Source organism: uncultured Friedmanniella sp. (assembly GCF_964244005.1).
In the GTDB taxonomy this organism is placed as follows: Bacteria; Actinomycetota; Actinomycetes; order Propionibacteriales; family Propionibacteriaceae; genus Microlunatus.
In genome coordinates, this window is record NZ_CAXTHG010000009.1 from 42033 (window position 1) to 56325 (window position 14293).

Below are 14293 nucleotides of genomic sequence, written 5' to 3' on the forward strand. Positions count from 1 at the left end.
GTGAGGAGAAGTGCGAGCGGTGAGCGGCGCCTAGCTGGTTGTGAGCGTCCCGCGTCTCCTGCAACGCGTCCGGACCGACGTGTCGTCATTTTCTCGCACCCCCCGGTGTCTGAGCCGCCCCCGCGACGACCAACAGCCTGACGAACTGCCGCTGGAGTGCCTGGCCCGACTTCGGCCAAACCCCCGCGGTACCGGGGAACCCCGTCGGCCGTCGAGCATCTGGAGCCTAACGGCGAGAGGCCGCTCGCGGGCCAACTACGGAATCTTTCCTGAGTTCGAGGTGGTAGGTCCGAAGTTCACGGGCCTCGGCTCAGCCGGTCAGGTCCACCTTGACGGTGTCGGTCACGGTCTGTTTGGTGTAATCCCTGGCATTCCGGTCGACGAGAGACACCAGCTCCAGCTTGAGGTCAACGGTGAGTCGTCTCGCGTTGTCGTCCAGGGCCGGGACAGCAAAGGACTGCTCGTAGCTGAACGGGGAGGTCGCCAGGTAACCCGGGGTGAGGTTGGTGGCGTCGACCAGAGGATCGGGCCCGGGCACGTCTCCGGTCGCGTCGCTGATGGTGAAGCGCATCGTCGCTCGCGTCACGTAAACCTTTCGAGCGGGTTTACGGATGTTCGTGACCTTGACGCTCACCTGAAGGGGTTGCGGGTTCTGCGCGGTCCACGTCGCGCCAGGTGAAGCAGTCGCGTAACGAAGGGTCACGCGGAGCCCGCTCGAGCTGATGGTGCGCCGTAACGGAGACTTGGCGAGGTCGTCCTGCATCGGGATTCGTCCAGCCGCAGATCTCTGCGGGCTCAGTGACGGGGAGGAGGACGGGAGCTGCACAGGAGGCCGACTGCCAGCCGTGCTCCCGGGGGCCGTCAGGCCGAGGGAACATCCAGTCGCACTTGTCACGACGAGAACCAACGCCGTCATCCAGATCGGTCCACGCATGCCTTACCCCCGAAGAACTACGCCGGCCCTCGCGCCAACCTGACGATAGGTCTTCGCAGGAGTGAGCACGTGGAAAGCCGCTGATCGTGCTTCAGATGCAACATCTCCTCCTGTCGGCAAGGGGTGCTCAGGTCAGCACCTCAGCGGCCTCGTCCAAGGAGTCGACGCAGAGCCACCGCCGCAGCCGTCGGCCGGTCAGCGCCGAGTCGCTGCAGCAGAGGCCAACTGGGATAGCGCTGGGTCCAGTACTCCACTCCCACCAGCACCAAGGGCACGACCAGGTCGGCGCGCTGAGGCTGTGGCCCGCGGTGGCGGCGGGCCAGCGCTGCTGGACCGCCAAGGCGGCCGCCAGGAGCTCCAGGGTGTCGAACAGCATGGTCGGCTCGGCGGCCCAGGGACTGAGGTAGTCGTCCAGATTCGCCCCCCTCCATCGCGCCTGGGCCGCCGCCGGTCAACACCGTCCGACCACCTGTGGTGAGCGCAGCGCCCAGCGCGGCTGCTTCGCCGTACGCGGGCTCGTCGCAGCGCAGCGCATGCCCAAGCATCACCCCGGCGAGTCGTCGAGGGTCCAGCCCGGCGGTCGCATCGTCCAGCGCGTCGGCGACAGCGTGCTCGTGCAGCGTGGCCGCCAGCGTGCGGTCCACCGACGGCGGCGCCTTGGTTCAGGCGTAGCCGGCGGCGTCCGGGCTGTCGGCGTACGGGTCGGTGCCCTCTAGAGCGGGTGGGCGTCGTACAGCGTGGGCCGGTACGGGTCGAAGGGCAGGTCAGGCAGCCGCGGGAAGAGCAAGGACCCACGTCACCGCAACCGGTCCTCACCTCAGGAGCACAGGTGCAGCCCGGGAACACCCGCACCCCGCGGGTCGTGCGCCAGCAGCGCGGCCGAACGGGTTGTAGGTCGAGGCCCTGGACGAAGCAGCCGGTCAGCCGGGGTGGCTGTCCAGGGCGGCGTCGAACGCGACGAGGGTGTCGATCTCGAGCAGACGGCGGGTCCTGGTGCCGCGATCCTGCCGGGGTGGCCGGCCGAGCCGGCCGGAGTGCGAGCACTTATGCTCGCGCGATGGACGAACGCGTGCTCGGAAAGACAGAACGTCCGGTCTCGGTCATCGGCCTGGGGACCTGGCAGCTCGGGGCGGACTGGGGCGAGGTGACCGAGTCGGACGCGTTGGCCCTGCTGGACGCCTCGGTCGAGGCGGGCGTCACCGTGTTCGACACCGCGGACGTCTACGGCGACGGGCGCAGCGAGCAGCTGATCGGGCGTTACCTCGGCGACCACCCCGACCTGACGGTCACCGTCGCCACCAAGATGGGCCGGCGGGTCGACCAGGTGCCCGAGAACTACGTCCTGGAGAACTTCCGCGCCTGGACCGACCGGTCGCGTCGCAACCTAGGCACCGACCAGCTCGACCTGGTGCAGCTGCACTGCCCGCCCACCTCCGTCTACTCCCACGACGAGGTCTACGACGCCCTCGACACCCTGGTGGCCGACGGCGCCATCGCCTCCTACGGCGTGAGCGTCGAGACCTGCGACGAGGCGCTGACCGCCATCTCGCGGCGGGGGACCGCGACGGTCCAGATCATCCTGAACGCGTTCCGGCTCAAGCCGCTGGAGTACGTCCTGCCGGCGGCTCAGCAGGCCGGGGTCGGCATCATCGCCCGGGTGCCGCTGGCCAGCGGGCTGCTCAGCGGCAAGTACACCGCGAAGACGACCTTCGCCGAGGACGACCACCGGACCTACAACCGCGACGGCAGCGCCTTCGACGTCGGCGAGACCTTCTCCGGGGTGGACTTCGAGACCGGTGTCCAGGCGGCCGTCGAGTTCTCCTCGCTGGTGGCCGCGCTGCCGTTCGAGGTCTCACCGGCCCAGGCTGCGCTGGCCTGGGTGGCGCAGCAGCCGGGCGTCAGCACCGTCATCCCGGGCGCCCGGTCGATCGAGCAGGCCCGCAGCAACGCCGCAGCCGGCTCGCTCGCGGCGCTGCCGGCCGACTTCCTCGCCGGGGTCACCGAGCTCTACGACCGGTTGATCCGGCCCCAGGTGCACGACCGCTGGTGAGGTGAGGACCCCTGCCCGGCGTCGGGGGGCCGCAGGGGCAGGGGTGGTCCGTGGGGACGGCCGGTCAGGCCGTCGGGCTGGCCGCCAGGGTGACCGTGGTGTGCGCGGAGTCGCCGGCGGCGTCGGTCCAGGTGACCTGGACGCGGTCACCGACGCCGTAACGGCCGAGTGCGGTGCTCAGGTCGCTGGCCGAGGTGACGGCGGTCGAGCCGACCGCGGTGATGGTGTCGCCGACCTCGAGCCCGGCGCGGGCGGCGGGGGAGCCGTCGACCACGGCGGCGACGCCGGCGCCACCGCCGGCCGCCGCACCCCCAGACCCGGTGTAGGAGGAGCCGTCGTACGAGGCGCCGGGAGAGACCGCGGTGGCGGTGTCGGTGACCTGCACGCCGAGGAAGGCCTTGGCGCCGACCTCCACGGTGGCGGTTGACTCGCCGGTGAGGATCTGCTCGACCACGGCGAGCGCGTCGGCGATCGGGATCGCGTACCCGTCGATCGTGGCGCTGGTCGAGCCGTTGGAGGCGGCGACGTCCAAGCCGACGACCTCGCCCTCGTGGTCGATCAGCGGGCCACCGGAGTCGCCAGGCACCACGTCGGCCGTGGTCTCGATCAGCCCGGTCAGCTCCTCCGACGCCACCGAGCCCTCGCTCGCGGTCGTGATGGAGGTGCTCAGGTCGGTCACAGTGCCCTTGGCGGCGGTCAGGGTGCCGGTGCCCTCGGCGTTGCCCACCGCCGTGACGGTGTCGCCGGTCCCGAGCGTGTCGTCGTCCACGGTGGCGGTGGGCAGGCTCGTGGCGTCGGTCAGCTTCAGCAGGGCTACGTCGGTGGTCGCGCTGTGCCCGACCACGGTCGCGGCGTAGGTCTTCCCGGTACTGGCTACGGTCACCTTGATGGAGGTCGCGCCCTCGACAACGTGGTAGTTGGTCACCACCTCCCCGTCGGCGGTCAGTACGACGCCCGTGCCGGCCCCGGCGGCGTCCTCGTAGCCGAGCACCGTGTTGATCAGCACGACGCCCTTCGACTGGCTGGCCGTGGCCGGGTCGGAGTCGACGCGGGCGTCGGGGGACTCGCTCTGCTGCTCGTACGTGCCCTGGCCGCCGCCGGACCAGCCGCCGTAGCGGCCGTAGCTGCCGGTGGCGTCTGACCAGTCGACCAGGGACACCGCGCTCGCGCTCGGCACGGCGAGGGCCGGCACCGCCGTCACGCTCAGGCTCACCGCCAGGAGTGCCGTCCCCATCGCCGTCCGCACCCGACGAGACGGGCTCCACCTGCTGACCATGACGTTCCTCCTGCTGCTCGGCTTCGTGGGAACGAGCAAAGCGTCCCGGCCGGTGAGGGCACTTGGAGGTTCCTGTGCGCGGCGTGTGAGCCCGGGGTCAGTGACCTCCCGTGGCCAGCTGGGCGATGGTGGGGGAGTGCAGCGGGACCGTCCGCCAGCGGGCAGTGCTCGCCCCGCTGGCCAGGTCGACGGTCAGCGTGAGCCGGTGCGGCGTCTCCAGCGCGATGAGCTGGGCCACCAACGAGCCGTCCACCTGCCGACCGGAGGCGGCCAGCAACACCCGGTAGCCGCCGGGGAGCGTGAGGTCGTTGCGCAGCCAGGCCCCGTCGCCGACCCGGACGGGCAGGTCGTCGTCCGTGATCGTCAGCCGCCAACCGCCCCCCTTCTCGACCACGACGCCGCCCACGGTCAGCGTCACGTCGGCCCCGGGCTCGGCGGTCGGGGAGATCCCGTCGTCACCGGGGGTCAGCGCGAGCGCGTTCAGCCGGGCGGCGAGGGCACTGTCCTGCTCGGGTGTGCTCGCGTCGACGGCGGGCAGCAGGTGCGTCCACGCCGCGTCCAGGATCCCCTGCATGTTCTCGGTCTGTGCGGTGATGGCCAACACCACGTCCTCTTCGGGCAGCACGATGCAGAACTGCCCGTACGCGCCGTCGCCCCGGTAGCCGTGGCGGGCCCGCCAGATCTGGTAGCCGTAGCCCTGCTGCCAGTCCGGGTTGGGCTCGGCCGGGTTGGCGGTATGCACGCGGCTGGCGTCGGCGACCCAACCGGCCGGCAGCAGCCGGGCGCCCTGCCAGACCCCGTCGTCGAGGTACAGCTGGCCCAGTCGCGCCACCGCCTCGGTGGTCAGGTGCAGGCCGCTGAAGCCGATCTCGCGGCCCGCCGGCCGGGCGATCCAGTACGGAGCGGGGATGCCCAGCGGCTCGAAGAGTCGCGGCTGGAGGTACGCCGAGAGGCTTTGCCCGGCGACCCGCTGCACGATCGCCCCGAGGGTGTAGGTGGCGCCGTTGTTGTAGCAGAAGACCGAGCCCGGCTCCTCCTCGGGCGGCAGGCTCAGGAAGCCGCGGACGGGCTCGGTGGCGTCCAGCTGGAACATCCGGTCGAGGGTGTCGTCGCGGTGTCCGGTCGCCATCGCGGCGAGGTCGCGGACCCGCATCCGCTGGCTTCGCGGGTCGGTGACCACGTGCGCCAGCTCGGGGAAGTGGTCGGTGACCAGGTCGTCGAAGGAGAGGAGCCCTTCGGCTGCCGCCAGCGCCGCCGCGGTCGCGGTGAACGTCTTGCTCAGGGAGTACAGCAGGTGGACCTCGTCCGGACCGTACGGCGCCCACCACCCCTCCGCGACCACGTGCCCGTGCCGCAGCAGCATCACGCTGTGCAGCTCGATGTCGGGAGCCGCCTCCATCGCGTCCAGGAACGCGGCCACGCCGCGGCTGGCGACGCCAGGCTCGGCTGGGGTGCTGCGGGGAAGGGATGTGGTGGCCATGCGCCCAACCCTAAAGACGGCCGTTTGACCGGCGGCGTACGGCACACTGGGCGGATGCGCGACGTGGTCATCCTGGGCAGTACCGGCTCGATCGGCACCCAGGCCCTCGAGGTGATCGCAGAACGGCCGGCCGAGTTCCGGGTGGTCGGGCTCGCCGCGGGCGGCGGCCAGATCGCCCTGCTGGCCCGGCAGGCGCTCGACACGGGCGCCCAGGTGGTGGCGGTGCACGCGGCGACGGCCGTGCAGGACCTGCAGCTCGCCTTCTACGCCGAGGTGAGCCAGCGCGGTTGGGCCACCGGGGAGGGCCGGTTGCCCAAGATCCTCGCCGGCCCAGAGGCGGCCACCGAGCTGGCCGCGATGCCGTGTGACGTGGTGCTCAACGGCATCACCGGTTCGGCCGGACTCGCTCCCACCCTGGCTGCTCTCGCCGCCGGCACCACCCTGGCCCTGGCCAACAAGGAGTCGCTGGTCGTCGGGGGCGTCCTGGTCACCGCGGCGGCCGCGCCCGGTCAGATCGTGGCGGTCGACTCCGAGCACTCGGCCCTGGCGCAGTGCCTGCGCGGCGGTACGCCGACCGAGGTCGACCGGCTGGTGCTCACGGCGAGCGGCGGCCCCTTCCGGGGCCGGACCCGCGCCGAGATGGCCGACGTCACCCCGGCCGAGGCGCTCAACCACCCCACCTGGGACATGGGCCGGGTGATCACCACCAACTCCGCGACCCTGGTCAACAAGGGGCTGGAGCTGCTCGAGGCCCACCTGCTCTACGGCGTCGACCTGGACCGGATCGACGTCGTGGTGCACCCGCAGTCGATGGTCCACTCGATGGTGCAGTTCGTCGACGGCTCCACCCTGGCGCAGTGCTCGCCGCCGGACATGCGGCTGCCGATCGCGCTCGGGCTGACCTGGCCGGACCGGCTTCCCGGTGCCGCCCGGCCGTGCGACTGGACGACCGCCTCGAGCTGGACCTTCGAGCCGCTCGACACCGAGGCCTTCCCTGCCGTGGAGATGATCCGCGAGGCCGGCCGGATCGGCGGCACGGCGCCGGCGGTGTTCAACGCGGCCAACGAAGAGTGCGTCGACGCGTTCCACGAGGGTCGGATCACCTTCCTGCAGATCCTCGACATCGTGGCCGCAGTGGTGGCCGAGCACACCCGGACGCCGGCCGGCGACCCCAGCGGCGACGTAGGCTCGACGCTGGTCCCGTCGCCCGACCTCAGCCTGGAGGCCGTGCTGGCCGCGGACCGGTGGGCGCGGGTGCGGGCCCGCGCACTGGCCAAGTAGAAGAGAGCAGCTCAGATGGACCTCGTGATCTACCTCGCCGGGGCGCTGATCTTCTTCGCCCTGGTGATGGCCTCCATCGGGCTGCACGAGGTCGGCCACCTGGTGCCGGGCAAGCTGTTCGACGTCAAGACCACGCAGTACTTCGTCGGCTTCGGCAAGACTCTGTGGTCGCGTCGCCGGGGCGAGACCGAGTACGGCGTCAAGGCCGTACCGCTCGGCGGCTACGTGCGCTTCATCGGCATGTTCCCGCCCTCGGCCCAGCGGCCGGGCCAGGTGCGCGCCGGCCGGACCGGCCTCTTCCAGTCGATGGCCGACAACGCCCGAGCCGCGGAGTGGTACGACATCCGGCCCGAGGACGAGGGTCGGCTCTTCTACCAGAAGAAGTCCTGGCAGAAGCTGATCATCATGGCCGGCGGACCGCTCATGAACATCGGCCTCGCGTTTCTTGTTCTGCTCGCCGTCACCGCCAGCTACGGCGTCCTCCGCTCCCAGCTCACCGTTGCCGCCGTGCCGGAGTGCCTCGTGGTGGCCAACAGCACCGACACGAGCTGTGCGGGCAAACCGGCCAGCCCAGCCGCCCAGTCGGGGATCCGGCCGGGTGACACGATCGTCTCCTTCAACGGCGTCGCCGTCTCCTCGTGGGACCAGGTCTCGCGGCTGATCCGCGCCAACCTAGACGGACCGGCCGTGATCGTGGTCGACCGGGCGGGTCAGCGGACCACCCTGACCCCGGTCCGTACGGTGATCACCGGGGTGGCCGACCGCTACGACCCCAGCAAGCGGGTGGCGGCGGGGTTCCTCGGCGTCCAGCCCGTCGTCCAGCGCGAACGAGGTGGCCCGGTCGCGGTGGTCCAGGACATGTGGGGGATGACCAAGCAGACGGCGGTGGCGCTGGTCGACTTCCCGGTGAAGGTATACTACACCGCGTACAACCTGGTGACCGGCAAGCCGCGTGACGTCTACGGCCCGATGAGCATCCTCGGGGCGAGCCGTGCCGCCGGTGAGATCGCGGCGACGGACAAGATCGGCTCGGGGGACAAGGTCGCCAGCCTGTTCACCGTGCTGGGCTCGGTCAACCTGTTCGTGGCCCTGTTCAACTTCGTGCCGCTGCTGCCGCTGGACGGCGGCCACATCGCCGGGGCGATCTATGAGGCCCTCAAGCGCGGTTTGGCCCGCCTCTTCCGCCGCCCCGACCCGGGACACGTCGACACGGCCCGGATGCTGCCGGTCGCCTACCTGGTCGGCGCGATCATCGCCGTCTCCGGATTCGTCTTGATCATCGCCGACCTGATCGACCCGATCCGCCTGTTCTGAGGCAGCGGGAGATGACGAGCACCGCGCCCGGTAAGACCAGACCCGGGCACGGGCGCCAGGACCGAAGCGTTCGATCGTGGCCATCGCGACAAGCCGGCCAGGTCGAGGGGTCGCGTACGCCGAAGCGGCTCAGCGGCGTCGTCCACGCGGACCGGCGCTAGGCTGGCCGGGCTATGACAATCAACCTCGGTCTGCCCGCTCTGCCGCCCCCCGTCCTCGCCCCCCGTCGCCAGACGCGCAAGATCAGGGTGGGCAAGGTCGAGGTCGGCGGTGACGCACCGGTGAGCGTCCAGTCCATGACCACCACCCTCACCTCCGACATCAACGCCACGCTGCAGCAGATCGCCGAGCTGACCGCCACCGGCTGCGACATCGTGCGGGTGGCCGTGCCGAGCCAGGACGACGCGGACGCGCTGCCGGCCATCGCGACCAAGAGCCAGATCCCCGTGATCGCGGACATCCACTTCCAGCCGAAGTACGTCTTCGCCGCCATCGACGCCGGGTGCGCGGCCGTCCGGGTCAACCCGGGCAACATCCGCGCCTTCGACGACCAGGTGAAGGAGATCGCCCGCGCCGCCGCCGACCGCGGCACCTCGATCCGGATCGGGGTCAACGCAGGCTCGCTCGACAAGAGGCTGATGGCCAAGCACGGCAAGGCCACCCCGGAGGCGCTGGTCGAGTCCGCGCTCTGGGAGGCGAGCCTGTTCGAGGAGCACGGCTTCCGCGACTTCAAGATCAGCGTCAAGCACAACGACCCGGTGATCATGGTCCGGGCGTACGAGCTGCTGAGCGAGTCCTGCGACTATCCGCTGCACCTCGGCGTGACCGAGGCCGGGCCGGCCTTCCAGGGCACGATCAAGTCAGCCGTCGCCTTCGGATCCCTGCTCAGCAAGGGAATCGGCGACACCATCCGGGTCTCGCTCTCGGCTCCGCCCGTCGAGGAGGTCAAGGTCGGCATCCAGATCCTGCAATCGCTGAACCTCCGCCCGCGCAAGCTCGAGATCGTCTCCTGCCCGTCCTGCGGTCGGGCCCAGGTCGACGTGTACAAGCTGGCCGAGGAGGTCACCGCCGGGCTCGAGGGGATGACCGTACCGCTGCGCGTCGCCGTGATGGGCTGTGTGGTGAACGGACCGGGCGAGGCCCGCGAGGCCGACCTCGGCGTGGCGTCGGGCAACGGCAAGGGGCAGATCTTCGTCCGCGGTGAGGTGATCAAGACGGTCAAGGAGTCCGACATCGTCGAGACCCTGATCGAGGAGGCCATGCGGCTCGCGGAGTCGATGCCTGCGGGCGACGGCGCGCCGGAGGTCTCGGTCGCCGGTGCGGCCCGGGTCTGACCGCGGACCGGTCGGCACAGCGATGAGCGAGACCGTGGGCGCCAGCGGGACCGGCGTCCGCGGTGCCGAGGGGTCGGGCTCGGCCCGGGTGCTGTCCCGGCAGGACCTGCCCTCGGCGATCCGGGTGTTGTCCACCGCCCCGGTGGAGAACGTGTTCGTGGCGTCCCGCGTCCGCGCGGCCGGGCTCGAGCAGGCGAGCCTCGGCTGTCCGGTCTGGGGCTACGAGCGGGACGGCGTGCTGCGCTCGCTCTGTCACGCCGGCTCCAACCTCGTCCCGGTGAACGCCCGCTCCGACGCGCTGGCCGCCTGGACCGAGCTCGCCGGCCCGCAACGGATGTGCGCCTCGATCATCGGTCCGTCGGCCGTCGCGCTGGAGTTCTGGCACCGGCTCGGTGAGCGGTGGGGCCCGACCTGGAGCGACGCGCGTGACGTACGCGCGTCCCAGCCGGTGATGTCGATCAGCAGCGAGCCCGCGGTCGAGCCGGACCGTCGCGTCCGTCGGGTCACCCTCGACCAGTGGGAGGCCTACACCGACGCCGCGGTCAAGATGTACACCGAGGAGATCGGGGTCTCCCCGGTCCAGGGCAATCCCGCCGGCTACCGCTTCTACGTCCGCCAGCTGATCACCTCAGGCCGCGCCTTCGGCATCTTCGACGGTGGCCGGGTGCTGTTCAAGGCCGACCTCGGCTCGGTGTCAGGGACGGTCTCCCAGGTGCAGGGCGTCTGGCTCGATCCCGAGCTGCGCGGGCAGGGCCTGGCAGCGCCGGCGATGGCGGCGGTGGTGCAGCTCGCCCGTACGGTCGTCCCCACCGTCTCGCTCTACGTCAACGACTACAACGCGCCCGCCCGGGCCACCTACCGCCGGGTCGGCTTCGCCCAGGTCGGCGAGTTCGCGACGATCCACTACTGAGCCGACAGTCTTGTCACTTCGGTGGCGTAGTCGCCATAGAACTGACAACACTGCTCATGCGAAGGCCGGAACCCGCTCGCACCGCCGGCAGCGGACGAACGGCTCCGCCCGCCCGCGGCCCGCAAGCACCGTCCAGACCTGGAAGGCGACCTCGCACGGCCGGTCGACCACGTCCGGCCATCCGTAGCGGAGGGTGATCAGCGATCGGAGCACGAAATCGTTGTCCCGCCTCATGTCCCGAAAGCGGCCCGCGCCCTCGTGCCCCAGCCGCCCGTCGAGCTCCACCAACAGGCCGAAGTCGTCGTAGCCCACGTCCGTCCTGTGCCGCAGACCACCGCGGTATCGCTGGCGGTTGCCGTCGGGTAGGCCGTGGGCCCGTTCGACGTCACGCAGGTAGTTCAGCTCGAGCTTGGACTCCACACCTTCGGCCATGTCACCCAGCAGGGTCTCGAGCAGCCGGCGGTGTCGGTGCCGCGATCGACCAGCGAGGGCGGCCAGCAGGCCGGCTGCCGTCACCAAGCGCTGCGCGGTCGCGAGCATGACCAGGTCGACCAGCTCACTCTCGGTGCAGTCTGAGGTCAGGTCCAATAGGGTCTCGCCCGCCAGCAGCCTCGGCGGTGATCCGGTCACCCGTCCGGACCGGGCTCCGGGCCGCTCCTGGGAGAAGACCCACGGCCCGCGGACCCGGACCGCCCGACCGAGCGGCACCAGCACGTCGATCGGCTCCGGCGCCGCACTCACCAGCCCGTGCAGGTGACCGGAAGCTCTCGCACCCAGCCTGGCCTGGTCGCCACCGACCAGGACGCCCGCCCAGGCCATCGTGTCCCACGACGGCGGCCCCGGACTCGTCGCGAACACACCCTGACCCAGCCGTGGCCACTCCCCGGACCGGCTGAGCCGGCCGAGCACGTCGCTCGACATCCCGTGGGCGAGCACCTGTTCACGGGTGAGAGCCCCGGCCTGGCAGCGCGCCAGCCGCAGCAGAGCAGGAGGAACGGTTGCTCGTGGGTGCATACCGAGACCCTCCGGACGGACGACCACGGTGTGCGACTTGGGCGACCAGCTGTGGACAACGGCGACGCACGAAGCAGCGTGTGCATATCTGTGGCGACTACGTCCCAGAATCGACAACGCTGGCCGTTCCGGCGGGTCCTGCCGGACCTACGATGAGGGTGGAGGCGAGCAGTGTGGACGTTTTCGGTCTGGCAGAGTGCGCACGCGGCGACATCGCCCGGGTGGGCGGCAAAGCGGCGAACCTGGGAGAGCTGGTGCGCGCCGGCTTCGACGTCCCGCCCGGCTTCGTGGTCACGACGCAGGGCTACCTCGACTTCGTCGCGACCCACGGCCGGGCCGCGAGGATCGCGGAGCTGGCCGAGCAGGGGCCCGAGCGGGCCGCGGAGATCCGTGCCGTGTTCGACGGCGAGCTGCCCATCGAGCTGGCCGACGCGGTCGTCACCGCGTACGAGGGCCTGGGCTCGCCGCCGGTGGCGGTGCGTTCCTCGGCCACGGCCGAGGACCTGCCCGAGGCGAGCTTCGCCGGCCAGCAGGACACCTACCTCGACGTGCGGGGCGCGGACGCGGTGCTGACGGCGGTCCGCAGCTGCTGGGCGTCGCTCTGGACCGATCGTGCGATCACGTACCGGCAGCAGCACCGGGTCGGCGCCGAGGAGCTCAGCCTCGCCGTGATCGTGCAGGAGATGGTGCCGGCCGAGGTGGCCGGGGTGATGTTCACCGCGAACCCGCTCAACGGCCGGACCGACCAGACCGTGATCAGCGCCGCGCGGGGGCTCGGCGAGGCGGTGGTCAGCGGTACCACCACGACCGAGGAGACCGTCGTCGAGCTCGCCCCCCGCCAGCTCATCCGCAGCAGCGGCGGCGGCGAGCGCGTCCTGACCGAGGAGACGGCGTACGGTCTGGCCGAGCTGGGGAGGCGGATCGAGGCCCACTTCGGGTCGCCGCAGGACGTCGAGTGGGCGCTCGTCGGCGAGCGGCTGCACGTCCTGCAGGCCCGACCGGTCACCGCGCTCGCCGCCCCGGAGGCCCCGCCGCCGACCGACTGGTCGGTGCCGGACCCGACGTCGCTCTACGCCCGGGCCAGCATCGTCGAGCAGCTACCGGACCCGCTCACCCCGCTGTTCGCCGACCTGATCGACGGCGCGGTCACCCGCTCGCTGACCGACCTGATGACCGAGCTGATCGGGCCCGGGGCGGTCCGGCCGGGGGACGTCGCGCTGCCCACGGTCAACGGCTACGCCTACTACCGCTACGGCCGCGCCGGGATGCTGCGGATCAGCCTGCTGTCGTTCAAGGCGCTCGGCGTGCTGGGCAACGGGCGCCGCAGCAGCCGCGAACGCTGGCGCAGCTACGCCCACCCCCGCTACCGGCAGGCGGTCGCCGCGTGGGCCGGCCGTGACCTGGCCACCCTCAGCCCCGCTGACATGGTGGCCGGGGTGGAGGCCCTGCTCTTCGCCGGCGCCGAGTACTACACGTCGGTGCAGACGATCATCCCGGTCGCGGCCATGAGCGAGGTCGCCTTCACCCGCTACTACGAGGGCGTGGTCCGCCGGCCGGGCGACCCGGCCGCAGCCACGTACCTGCTCGGTTTCGACAGCCTGCCGCTGCGGGCCGAGAAGTCGCTCTACGAGCTGGCCCGCTGGACCAGGGACGACCCCGAGCTCGTCGCGGCCCTCACCAGCACCTCCAGCCCGGAGCTGCTCGCCGACCGGAGCGCCGCGGACCCGCGGTGGCCGCAGCTGTGGCACCGGTTGCAGGCCCATCTCGACGCGTACGGCCACCTGGTCTACAACCTCGACTTCGCCAACCCGGTGCCGGCGGACGACCCGGCACCGCTGATCGACACGGTTCGGTTCTACCTCGGTCACGAGCCCCTCGATCCCGACGTCCGCCAGCTGCGCAGCGCGGTCGCCCGGGAGGCGGCGACCACGGCCGTCCTCGCCCGGCTCGACGGCCCCCGCCGACGGCTGTTCCGCGGGCTGCTGGGCTGGGCCCAGGAGGCCGCGCCCGTCCGGGAGGACGCGCTCGCCGACGTCGGCCTGGCCTGGCCGCAGCTGCGTCGGCTGCTCGCCGAGCTGGGTCGGCGCATCGTGGCCGCCGGCGTGGTCCAAGACGTCGACGACGTCTACTGGCTACGGGCGGTTGAGCTGGCTGCCGCCCTGAGCGCCGACCGACCGGACCCGCTGGACGCCGAGATCGAGCAGCGGCGCCGGGTCTGGCGGGGTGCTCGCCGGGTCACGCCTCCCCAGGTGCTGCCCGAACGAGGCTGGCTGCGGCTGATGGAGCGCTGGCTGCCGGCCGCCTCCACCGCTCAGACCGGGGACGTGCTGACCGGTCTGGCCGGGAGCGCCGGCCGGGTGACCGCCGTCGCCCGGGTGCTCGAGGGGCCGGGGGACTTCGGCCAGTTCCAGGCCGGTGAGATCCTGGTCGCGCCGATCACCACCCCAGCGTGGACCGCGCTCTTCGTCCGCGCCGCGGGCGTGGTGACCGACGTCGGCGGCCCGCTGAGCCACAGCTCGATCGTGGCCCGCGAGTACGGCATCCCCGCCGTGCTCGGCACCGGCGTCGCCACCCGCCGGATCCACACCGGCCAGCGGATCACCGTCGACGGCGACGCCGGCACGGTCACGCTGCTCGCCGACGAGGACGACGACGTCGGCGGACCGGGGTCGCGAGGCTAAGGTGCTGGGCGTGATCACG

At 71.6% G+C, this 14293-nt stretch carries 11 protein-coding genes and 1 pseudogene; 7 read left to right on the forward strand and 5 right to left on the reverse strand.

Going from position 1 to position 14293, the window contains the following annotated elements:
• Positions 1–310 precede the first annotated feature (310 nt).
• Positions 311–763 (reverse strand): hypothetical protein, encoded by a 453-nt coding sequence (locus ACFE76_RS07670; protein ID WP_375431150.1) that lies wholly within the window; start codon positions 761–763, stop codon positions 311–313.
• 298 nt (positions 764–1061) lie between these two features.
• On the reverse strand, positions 1062–1310 hold the full coding sequence (locus tag ACFE76_RS07675) for a hypothetical protein (RefSeq protein ID WP_375431151.1): 249 nt from the start codon (positions 1308–1310) through the stop codon (positions 1062–1064).
• 681 nt (positions 1311–1991) lie between these two features.
• Between ACFE76_RS07675 and ACFE76_RS07680 the strand changes: the two genes are divergently transcribed.
• Positions 1992–2984, forward strand: a complete 993-nt coding sequence (locus tag ACFE76_RS07680; RefSeq protein WP_375431152.1) for an aldo/keto reductase — start codon at positions 1992–1994, stop codon at positions 2982–2984.
• Between the two features lie 64 nt (positions 2985–3048).
• On the opposite strand, the gene ACFE76_RS07685 is transcribed toward ACFE76_RS07680, so the two are convergent.
• Together ACFE76_RS07685 and ACFE76_RS07690 are read right to left on the reverse strand one after the other, a co-directional pair.
• Positions 3049–4260 carry a S1C family serine protease gene (locus ACFE76_RS07685; RefSeq protein ID WP_375431153.1) on the reverse strand — a complete coding sequence of 404 codons (1212 nt, stop codon included), beginning with the start codon at positions 4258–4260 and terminating at the stop codon, positions 3049–3051.
• Between the two features lie 97 nt (positions 4261–4357).
• Positions 4358–5740, reverse strand: coding sequence for a serine hydrolase domain-containing protein (locus tag ACFE76_RS07690; protein ID WP_375431154.1), 1383 nt, complete (start codon positions 5738–5740; stop codon positions 4358–4360).
• A 54-nt stretch (positions 5741–5794) separates the two neighbouring features.
• On the opposite strand from ACFE76_RS07690, the gene dxr reads away from it, so the two are divergent.
• The 4 genes from dxr to ACFE76_RS07710 all read left to right on the forward strand — a co-directional run bounded on the left by dxr (position 5795) and on the right by ACFE76_RS07710 (position 10579).
• Complete coding sequence (gene dxr / locus ACFE76_RS07695; protein WP_375431155.1) at positions 5795–7021, forward strand: 1-deoxy-D-xylulose-5-phosphate reductoisomerase; 1227 nt, start codon at positions 5795–5797, stop codon at positions 7019–7021.
• A gap of 15 nt (positions 7022–7036) precedes the next feature.
• Positions 7037–8335 carry an RIP metalloprotease gene (locus tag ACFE76_RS07700; protein WP_375431156.1) on the forward strand — a complete coding sequence of 433 codons (1299 nt, stop codon included), beginning with the start codon at positions 7037–7039 and terminating at the stop codon, positions 8333–8335.
• Between the two features lie 173 nt (positions 8336–8508).
• Positions 8509–9669, forward strand: a complete 1161-nt coding sequence (ispG, locus tag ACFE76_RS07705) for a flavodoxin-dependent (E)-4-hydroxy-3-methylbut-2-enyl-diphosphate synthase (protein WP_375431157.1) — start codon at positions 8509–8511, stop codon at positions 9667–9669.
• A gap of 22 nt (positions 9670–9691) precedes the next feature.
• Positions 9692–10579 (forward strand): GNAT family N-acetyltransferase, encoded by an 888-nt coding sequence (locus ACFE76_RS07710; protein WP_375431158.1) that lies wholly within the window; start codon positions 9692–9694, stop codon positions 10577–10579.
• A 54-nt stretch (positions 10580–10633) separates the two neighbouring features.
• Here the strand turns inward: ACFE76_RS07710 and ACFE76_RS07715 are convergent, their stop codons facing one another.
• The gene (locus ACFE76_RS07715; protein WP_375431159.1) at positions 10634–11593 is read right to left on the reverse strand and encodes a hypothetical protein; all 960 of its coding nucleotides are present in this window, start codon (positions 11591–11593) and stop codon (positions 10634–10636) included.
• Positions 11594–11745: 152 nt separating this feature from the next.
• Between ACFE76_RS07715 and ACFE76_RS07720 the strand changes: the two are divergent.
• Both ACFE76_RS07720 and ACFE76_RS07725 read left to right on the forward strand, forming a co-directional pair.
• Positions 11746–12600, forward strand: a pseudogene (locus ACFE76_RS07720) (PEP/pyruvate-binding domain-containing protein); the annotation flags it as partial.
• Positions 12601–13872: 1272 nt separating this feature from the next.
• Positions 13873–14274 (forward strand): PEP-utilizing enzyme, encoded by a 402-nt coding sequence (locus ACFE76_RS07725; RefSeq protein WP_375431239.1) that lies wholly within the window; start codon positions 13873–13875, stop codon positions 14272–14274.
• The last annotated feature ends 19 nt before the right edge of the window (positions 14275–14293 follow it).

Excerpts from the sequence above, each read along its gene's own strand:
- ACFE76_RS07670 (WP_375431150.1), bottom strand. The coding sequence starts at position 763 with ATGCAGGACGACCTCGCCAAGTCTCCGTTACGGCGCACCATCAGCTCG.
- ACFE76_RS07685 (WP_375431153.1), bottom strand. The coding sequence starts at position 4,260 with ATGGTCAGCAGGTGGAGCCCGTCTCGTCGGGTGCGGACGGCGATGGGG.
- ACFE76_RS07680 (WP_375431152.1), top strand. The coding sequence starts at position 1,992 with ATGGACGAACGCGTGCTCGGAAAGACAGAACGTCCGGTCTCGGTCATC.
- ACFE76_RS07675 (WP_375431151.1), bottom strand. The coding sequence starts at position 1,310 with ATGCTGTTCGACACCCTGGAGCTCCTGGCGGCCGCCTTGGCGGTCCAG.
- ACFE76_RS07690 (WP_375431154.1), bottom strand. The coding sequence starts at position 5,740 with ATGGCCACCACATCCCTTCCCCGCAGCACCCCAGCCGAGCCTGGCGTC.
- ACFE76_RS07700 (WP_375431156.1), top strand. The coding sequence starts at position 7,037 with ATGGACCTCGTGATCTACCTCGCCGGGGCGCTGATCTTCTTCGCCCTG.
- ispG (WP_375431157.1), top strand. The coding sequence starts at position 8,509 with ATGACAATCAACCTCGGTCTGCCCGCTCTGCCGCCCCCCGTCCTCGCC.
- ACFE76_RS07725 (WP_375431239.1), top strand. The coding sequence starts at position 13,873 with ATGGAGCGCTGGCTGCCGGCCGCCTCCACCGCTCAGACCGGGGACGTG.
- ACFE76_RS07710 (WP_375431158.1), top strand. The coding sequence starts at position 9,692 with ATGAGCGAGACCGTGGGCGCCAGCGGGACCGGCGTCCGCGGTGCCGAG.
- ACFE76_RS07715 (WP_375431159.1), bottom strand. The coding sequence starts at position 11,593 with ATGCACCCACGAGCAACCGTTCCTCCTGCTCTGCTGCGGCTGGCGCGC.
- dxr (WP_375431155.1), top strand. The coding sequence starts at position 5,795 with ATGCGCGACGTGGTCATCCTGGGCAGTACCGGCTCGATCGGCACCCAG.